The sequence below is a fragment of the Stappia sp. TSB10GB4 genome, from assembly GCF_900185745.1.
In the GTDB taxonomy this organism is placed as follows: Bacteria; Pseudomonadota; Alphaproteobacteria; order Rhizobiales; family Stappiaceae; genus Stappia.
On record NZ_FYAV01000066.1, the window covers coordinates 52,661 to 58,660 of the forward strand.

At 69.7% G+C, this 6,000-nt stretch carries 7 protein-coding genes; 2 read left to right on the plus strand and 5 right to left on the minus strand.

What is annotated here, in order from left to right; genetic code table 11:
• Window positions 1-301: 301 nt before the first annotated feature.
• The 3 genes from TSB10GB4_RS19255 to TSB10GB4_RS19265 form a co-directional block, all read right to left on the minus strand.
• Window positions 302-1,399 carry an FAD-binding oxidoreductase gene (locus TSB10GB4_RS19255; protein ID WP_186397071.1) on the minus strand — a complete coding sequence of 366 codons (1,098 nt, stop codon included), beginning with the start codon at window positions 1,397-1,399 and terminating at the stop codon, window positions 302-304.
• Between the two features lie 32 nt (window positions 1,400-1,431).
• Complete coding sequence (locus TSB10GB4_RS19260) at window positions 1,432-1,842, minus strand: ketosteroid isomerase-related protein (RefSeq protein ID WP_186397072.1); 411 nt, start codon at window positions 1,840-1,842, stop codon at window positions 1,432-1,434.
• Between the two features lie 117 nt (window positions 1,843-1,959).
• Window positions 1,960-2,391: a VOC family protein gene (locus tag TSB10GB4_RS19265; protein ID WP_186397073.1), complete on the minus strand. Its 432-nt coding sequence runs from the start codon at window positions 2,389-2,391 to the stop codon at window positions 1,960-1,962.
• 163 nt (window positions 2,392-2,554) lie between these two features.
• Between TSB10GB4_RS19265 and TSB10GB4_RS19270 the strand changes: the two genes are divergently transcribed.
• Window positions 2,555-3,181 carry a TetR/AcrR family transcriptional regulator gene (locus TSB10GB4_RS19270; RefSeq protein ID WP_305849864.1) on the plus strand — a complete coding sequence of 209 codons (627 nt, stop codon included), beginning with the start codon at window positions 2,555-2,557 and terminating at the stop codon, window positions 3,179-3,181.
• An 18-nt stretch (window positions 3,182-3,199) separates the two neighbouring features.
• Here the strand turns inward: TSB10GB4_RS19270 and TSB10GB4_RS19275 are convergent, their stop codons facing one another.
• Window positions 3,200-3,907, minus strand: a complete 708-nt coding sequence (locus tag TSB10GB4_RS19275; protein ID WP_186397074.1) for a glutathione S-transferase family protein — start codon at window positions 3,905-3,907, stop codon at window positions 3,200-3,202.
• 125 nt (window positions 3,908-4,032) lie between these two features.
• Between TSB10GB4_RS19275 and TSB10GB4_RS19280 the strand changes: the two genes are divergently transcribed.
• Complete coding sequence (locus TSB10GB4_RS19280) at window positions 4,033-4,908, plus strand: LysR family transcriptional regulator (protein WP_186397075.1); 876 nt, start codon at window positions 4,033-4,035, stop codon at window positions 4,906-4,908.
• A 66-nt stretch (window positions 4,909-4,974) separates the two neighbouring features.
• Here the strand turns inward: TSB10GB4_RS19280 and TSB10GB4_RS19285 are convergent, their stop codons facing one another.
• Window positions 4,975-5,364 (minus strand): DoxX family protein, encoded by a 390-nt coding sequence (locus TSB10GB4_RS19285; protein ID WP_186397076.1) that lies wholly within the window; start codon window positions 5,362-5,364, stop codon window positions 4,975-4,977.
• Window positions 5,365-6,000: the final 636 nt, after the last annotated feature.

Genomic DNA, 6,000 nt, shown 5'->3' on the forward strand with positions numbered 1-6,000 from the left:
GGGGTCGTGCCTCCCTCTCAGGAGGTCATCCCGGGCAAGCGCAGCGCGACCCGGGACCCATTGGCACCCTCGGCGGGCGTGAGGCGGGACGTTGGCAGCGTAGCTCATGCGCTCCAACCTCTCCTTTCGTCTTCCCGGACGAGGCCGAAGGCCGAAGATCCGGGACCGGAGAGCCACGGCGCTCAAGGGGCGTCCTCGCGCTGCCACCAGCCCCTCGGCCCTCCGATCCCGCATCTGGCTCACGCTGCGTGCGGGATGACGAAAGGAGAGGCCCAGCCAGGGGCGGCAGGCGAGACGCCCCTCACTCCCGCGCCTCGAGCCACTCCCTCAAGCCGGCCCGGTCGCCGGACAGCACCCCCTCGGCCACCCGCCGGCCGACGGCGGCGCCGAACTTGTAGCCATGGCCCGAGCAGGCCGAGACGATGGTCAGCCGGTCCTCCCCGGCGACGAAGAAATGCTCGTCCGCGGTGAACGTGTAGGCGCAGGTGACGACCTCGCTCACCCGGTACTCTTTGATCCGCGAAAACGGCGGGGCGAAATGATCGCGCAGCCGCTCGCCTTCGCCCGGCTCCGCCACCCGCCGCTCGTCGGCGCCGGCGCGCACCTTGTGGATGCCCGCGCCCACCTTCAGCCCCGTGCCGCGCACCGGCGGCAGCACATAGCCGTCGACCGTGCCGCCGACATCGAGGATCACCGGCGCGGCCTCCCAGGCGGCGACGAGATCCGCCGGCGGCGCGAGATAGGCGACCGCCGTGCGATAGGAGGTCAGCCGGTCGGCAAGCTGCGGGAACAGTTGCAGCACCCAGGCCCCGGCCGTCACCACCACATGGTCGCCGGCAAGCTCCTCGCCGCCGGCAAGCCGCACCTTTCCTGCCGCCGCATCCACTGCCACCACCTGCGTCTGCGCGCGGATCGTCACACCGGCGCCCTGCAGGAAGGCCAGCAGATCGCGGCCGATATGCCGGCACAGCAGCACGCCGCCTTCCGGGCTGAAGGCCGCCGAATGCACGCCGCCGGGATCGAGGAACGGGTGACGGCGCACCGCCTCCTCGCAGCTCAGGTCTTCAACGGGATAGCCGCCGGCAATGAGGCTGTCGCGATAGTCGACGGCCGCGTCCCGCCCGGTCTGCGACACCAGCAGGAAGCCGGTATCGGCCAGATGCTTGTCGCCGAGATCGGCCCACATCTCGTCCCAGGCGGCATAGGCCTCGTCGATCCGCCGCTGATAGCCGCCCTGCGCCCCATAGGCGCGGCGGATGATCCGGTGATGGTCGCCCGAGGCCGACAGCGGATTGGGGATCGGCCCCTGCTCGACCAGCACCACCTCGACGCCGCGCTTCATCAGCGACCAGGCGGTGGAGAGCCCGGCAATGCCGGCGCCGACGACGATGACCTTCATGGCAACGGCCTCCTTGCCGGCGTGAACGGGGATCAGGCGCCCACCTGGGCGATCCACTCCTGCAGATTGTAATAGGTGGTGATGCGGGCGATCCGCCCCTCGCGAATGTCGAAGAACGTGCCGGCCGGCAGGCGATAGGTCTGCCCCTCCGCCTCCGGCAGGCCCTCGTCGGTGACGAGGTAAGTGCCCGAGACGATGAACTCCGCCGCCGCGCGGCGGCCGTCCTCGCTGGCGAAGAGCACGATCTGCGACAGTTCTTCCTTGTAGCAGCGCGTCATGTGGTCGTTGAACGCGGCGAACAGCGCCTTGCCCTGCCGCCGTTCGCCCTGGTTCACGTCATGGGCGATGTCGTCGGTAACGAGTTCCAGCATCGCTGCCGTGTCGCCGGCGTTGAAGGCGGCGTAATAGTCCTGGAGCAGCTTGAGGGTCGCAGCATGCGGCATGTCTGGTTCCGGTGTTCGGGAGAGAAGAAGGCAGGTGTTCGGCCCGCATTCTGACCTCCCCGTCCCGGCCTTGGCAAGCCGCGCCCGCCCCCCTTGTCCACACTCTCCAGCCCGTGCTCACGCACCCGGCACCGCACCTTCCGCATATTGCGCCAGGAAGGCCGCGCTCGGCGGGATCGGCTTGATCACGTCGATCAGCACGCCGCCGGGATCACGCGTGATGAAATGCCGCTGGCCGAAATCCTCGTCGCGGATGTCCAGCAGGATCGGCAGGCCCGCCGCCGTCGCCCGCGCATATTCGGCGTCGACATCCTCCACCTCGAAATTGAGCAGCAGGCCGGCGGCCGACTGTCCGCGCGCTGCCGCCGGGATCGTCTCATGGCTGCCGTCCAGCACGGCAAGGTTCACGGACGGATCGCTTTCCGACTGCAGATGCACATACCAGTCGGCGCTGAAGGCGCGATGAAAGCCGAAATGCGTCTCGTAGAACCGCGCGGTCGCCTCCACCTCGTCCGTCATCAGCACCGGGTAATAGCTCGTCACCTTCATGGCCTGTCCTTCCGTTTCTCGCCCGCCGCCCCTGCGGCCCGGCCGTCTCGCCGCTCGTTCGGTCCCGGCATCGAACCCTTGCCTGCCGGCATCGCGCCATGTCACATACAAACTGCCTGTATCCATATACATACAGGCAGTCTGTATGTAAAGAGACGAAGCCATGACCGACACGATGACCGAAAAGCCCGACCGGCGGCGCGGCAAGGGCCGCGGCAATTCCGAGCGCTCCGCCGAAATGCGCGGCGAGCTGATCGCCGCCGGCCGGCGCCTGTTCGCGCAAAAGGGCTTCGCCGACACCTCGACGCCGGAGATCGTCACTGCTGCCGGCGTCACGCGCGGCGCGCTCTATCACCATTTCGCCGACAAGACCGCGCTCTTCGCCGCCGTCTTCGAGGCGGAAAGCCGGGCGGTCGCGCGGGAGATTGAGGACGGGTCGTCCGAGGCGCCGTCCGCGCGCGAGGCACTGCTCGCCGGCGCGCGGGCCTATTTTGCCGCCATGCGCGCGCCCGGCCGCTGCCGCATCCTGCTGGTCGACGGCCCGGCGGCGCTCGGGCCCCGTGAGGCCATGCGGCTCGACGCGCTGCATGCCGGCCGCACCCTGCGCGAGGGGCTGTCAGAGGCTCTCGGGCAGGGCAGCTTGCGCCCCCTGCCGCTCGATGCGCTGACCGGCGTCCTCTCCGCCGCCTTCGACCGCGCCGCGCTCGACATCGCCTCGGGCGCCAATGAGGCCGGCTTCCTCGCCGTCTTCGCGGCGCTTATCGACGGCGTGCTCGCCCCGGAGCAGTAACACCCGCTCCCGCGCGGATCAGGCGAGCCCCAGTTCCTCGAGCGCCGCCTCCAGCCGCACATGGCCGAGGAACCCGCCGGTGGACGCCGCCTCCTCGCCCGCTTCCATGCCGGCGGCAAAGCGCACCGCCGGATCGTCCGCCAGACGATCGAACAGCCCCTGCAGGCGCGGGAAGGCGCTCCGATCCGGCACGCCGTGATATTCGGCCCAGCGCGCGATCCCGTAGAAATAGGCATCGGCCAGCGTCCGGCTCCCGCCCAGCAGATACGGCCCCTCGCCCAGCATCCGCTCCAGTTGCACATGGGCGGCCAGAAGCTTTTCCCGCGCATAGGCGGCGAGCGCCGCCTTCGCCTCGCCCTCGACGCCGTGCTCATAGGCATGCCAGAGCGGGCTGAACCCGTCGAACAGCGCCGTGTTGAGAAAGGCCAGCATCTGGTTCAGCCGGTCGAAACCCGCCGTCCCCTGGCGAAAGCCGAGGCCCTTGTCCGCACCCTGCGGCGCCAGGTGATTGAGGATCGCCATGCTCTCCGCCACCAGCCGGCCGTCGGCGGTGGCAAGGCTCGGCGTCTCGGCGACCGGGTTGATCCGCCGATAGGCCTCGCTGCGGATCTCCTCGCCGGCCATGTCGATGCGGCACAGCCGATACGGGACCTCCAGCCATTCCAACGCGACAATGGAGCCGAAGGAGCAGCCCGCCGGCACGCCGTAGAACAGGATCGGGGTCATGATGTCGTGTCCCTTTGCTTGCGGGGCGAGGGGTCTCGCCCGGATGCCGGAACTATGCAATCATGGACGCTGCTGCTCTAGCCGCCGATCTGCCCCCTTCAAGTCCACAGATATGGACGCCTGGCATGTATAATCTCAATGACCTGCGCTTCTTCGTCCGGGCGGTGGAGGGCGGCGGCTTTGCCGCTGCGAGCCGCCTGTCCGGCGCGCCGAAATCCACCGTCGCCAAGCGCGTTGCCGAGTTGGAGCGCCAGCTCGGCGCCCGGCTGGTGCATCGCAGCTCGCGCAGCTTCCGTCTCACCGATGTCGGCCGCGACGTCTATGAGCATGCCCGCGCGGCGGTGATCGAGGCGGAGGCGGCCGAGGCCGTCGTGCGCCGCCGTCTTGCCGAGCCGAGCGGCACGGTCCGCCTCACCGCCTCCGTGCCCGTCTCCCGTTTCCATCTGGCGCCGAAGCTCGCGACGATCCTGCAGCGCCACCCGAAACTCTCGCTGAAGCTGCATGTCAGCGACCGGTTCGTCGACCTTGCCCATGAGGATTTCGACATCGCCCTGCGCAGCCACCGTGGGCCGCTGCCCGATTCCGGGCTGATGCAGCGGCGCCTGTCGGAGGAAGCGGTGATCCTCGCCGCCGCGCCCGCCTATCTCCGGCGCGCCGGCACGCCGCAGACCCCGGCCGACCTCGCCGGTCACGAGCTGATCGACATCGGCAACGCTGCGCCCTGGCAGATGGAAGGGCCGGACGGCGCCCGCGCCGAAGTCCGGCCCGGCACCCGCCTGTCGCTGGACGAGGCCGGCATGCTGCTTGCCGCCGCCTGCGCCGGCCTCGGCATTGCCTGCCTGCCGCAGCATGTCGCGGCCGGTGCGCTGAAGGACGGGGAGCTGCACCCCCTCCTGCCCGGCTGGCGCGCCGGCACCATCACGACCACCATTCTCACCCCGCATCGGCGCGGCGTGCTGCCGGCCGTGCGCGCGGTCATCGAGGCCCTTGTCGAGACGTGAGCCCGGGATGGCAAACGGGCGCGGCACTGCTGCCGCGCCCACAGGATCATGGTCCTGCGAAAACCCTCAGGCCGCGCCGCGCATCCGGTCGATGCTGATCGGGCCGGGGCCCGCCGCCGAAAGATACAGGAAGGCGAAGCAGTAGAGCGCCGCCAGCTCGCCGCCGTTGAGGATCGGATAGAAGTTCTGCGGCGCATGCACCATGAAATAGGCGACCGCCATCGTGCCGGAGGCGAGGAACGCGGCCGGCCGGGTGAACAGGCCGAGGACGATCAGCGCGCCGCACACCAGTTCGATCAGGCCGGCCGCGCCGCCCATGGTCATCGGCGAGGCGCCGGACATCTGCGTCGGCGGCAGGCTGAGATATTTGGTGGTGCCGTGCTGCAGGAACAGCAGGCCCGCCGCGATGCGGAAGACGCTGAGCAGCGGTGCGGAATAGCTCTTGAGGAAATTCATTCAAGCCTCCATCGCGCCGCGCTCCCGATTGTGGGCGCCCGCCCTTTGAGCCGGATACGGACGAGATCCCGGCGCGGCAGATGCCAGCCTATGCCGGAATACGGCGAAAGGGGGAGCCCCGTGCGACGAGAGGACGGGGGATAACCGGGACGCCTCCTGAGAGTGACGCCCGACCTCGCATCCTCTCGGAGGTCGCCCCGGACGAGCATCGCGAGATCCGGGGGCTATTGGTTGCCAGAGCGCTGGCGACGACACGCTGGCCGAGCCGCGCGCGCCCCTCTCCCCCCCCCCCGCGAAAGAGATGAGGGGGAGATGTCGGCGCAGCCGACAGAGGGGGGTGTGCGGCGCCCGCGACGGCGCGCGGCTCTCTCCTTGGCGTCCTCCCGGACGGCGCGCGAGCGCCGAGCCGGGACCGGCGAGCCGAGAGCCTCTCGGCCACGCTCCCGAAGGACGCCACACCCGCTTCTGCCTCTCCGGTCCCGTTGGGGTGGACGGCCCCCATCCGGCGCCGTTTTGCGCCAAGATGATGGTCCCAACACATCGAAGGAGCCGCCCAATGAACGAGATTACGCGCATCGGCATGGACACGTCCAAGCATCTCTTCCAACTCCACGGGGTTGATGCCGCCGGAGAGAC

Bases quoted from the DNA above. Each gene is read 5' to 3' on its own strand.
- TSB10GB4_RS19255 (WP_186397071.1), bottom strand. From the start codon at position 1,399: ATGAAGGTCATCGTCGTCGGCGCCGGCATTGCCGGGCTCTCCACCGCC.
- TSB10GB4_RS19260 (WP_186397072.1), bottom strand. From the start codon at position 1,842: ATGCCGCATGCTGCGACCCTCAAGCTGCTCCAGGACTATTACGCCGCC.
- TSB10GB4_RS19265 (WP_186397073.1), bottom strand. From the start codon at position 2,391: ATGAAGGTGACGAGCTATTACCCGGTGCTGATGACGGACGAGGTGGAG.
- TSB10GB4_RS19270 (WP_305849864.1), top strand. From the start codon at position 2,555: ATGACCGACACGATGACCGAAAAGCCCGACCGGCGGCGCGGCAAGGGC.
- TSB10GB4_RS19275 (WP_186397074.1), bottom strand. From the start codon at position 3,907: ATGACCCCGATCCTGTTCTACGGCGTGCCGGCGGGCTGCTCCTTCGGC.
- TSB10GB4_RS19280 (WP_186397075.1), top strand. From the start codon at position 4,033: ATGTATAATCTCAATGACCTGCGCTTCTTCGTCCGGGCGGTGGAGGGC.
- TSB10GB4_RS19285 (WP_186397076.1), bottom strand. From the start codon at position 5,364: ATGAATTTCCTCAAGAGCTATTCCGCACCGCTGCTCAGCGTCTTCCGC.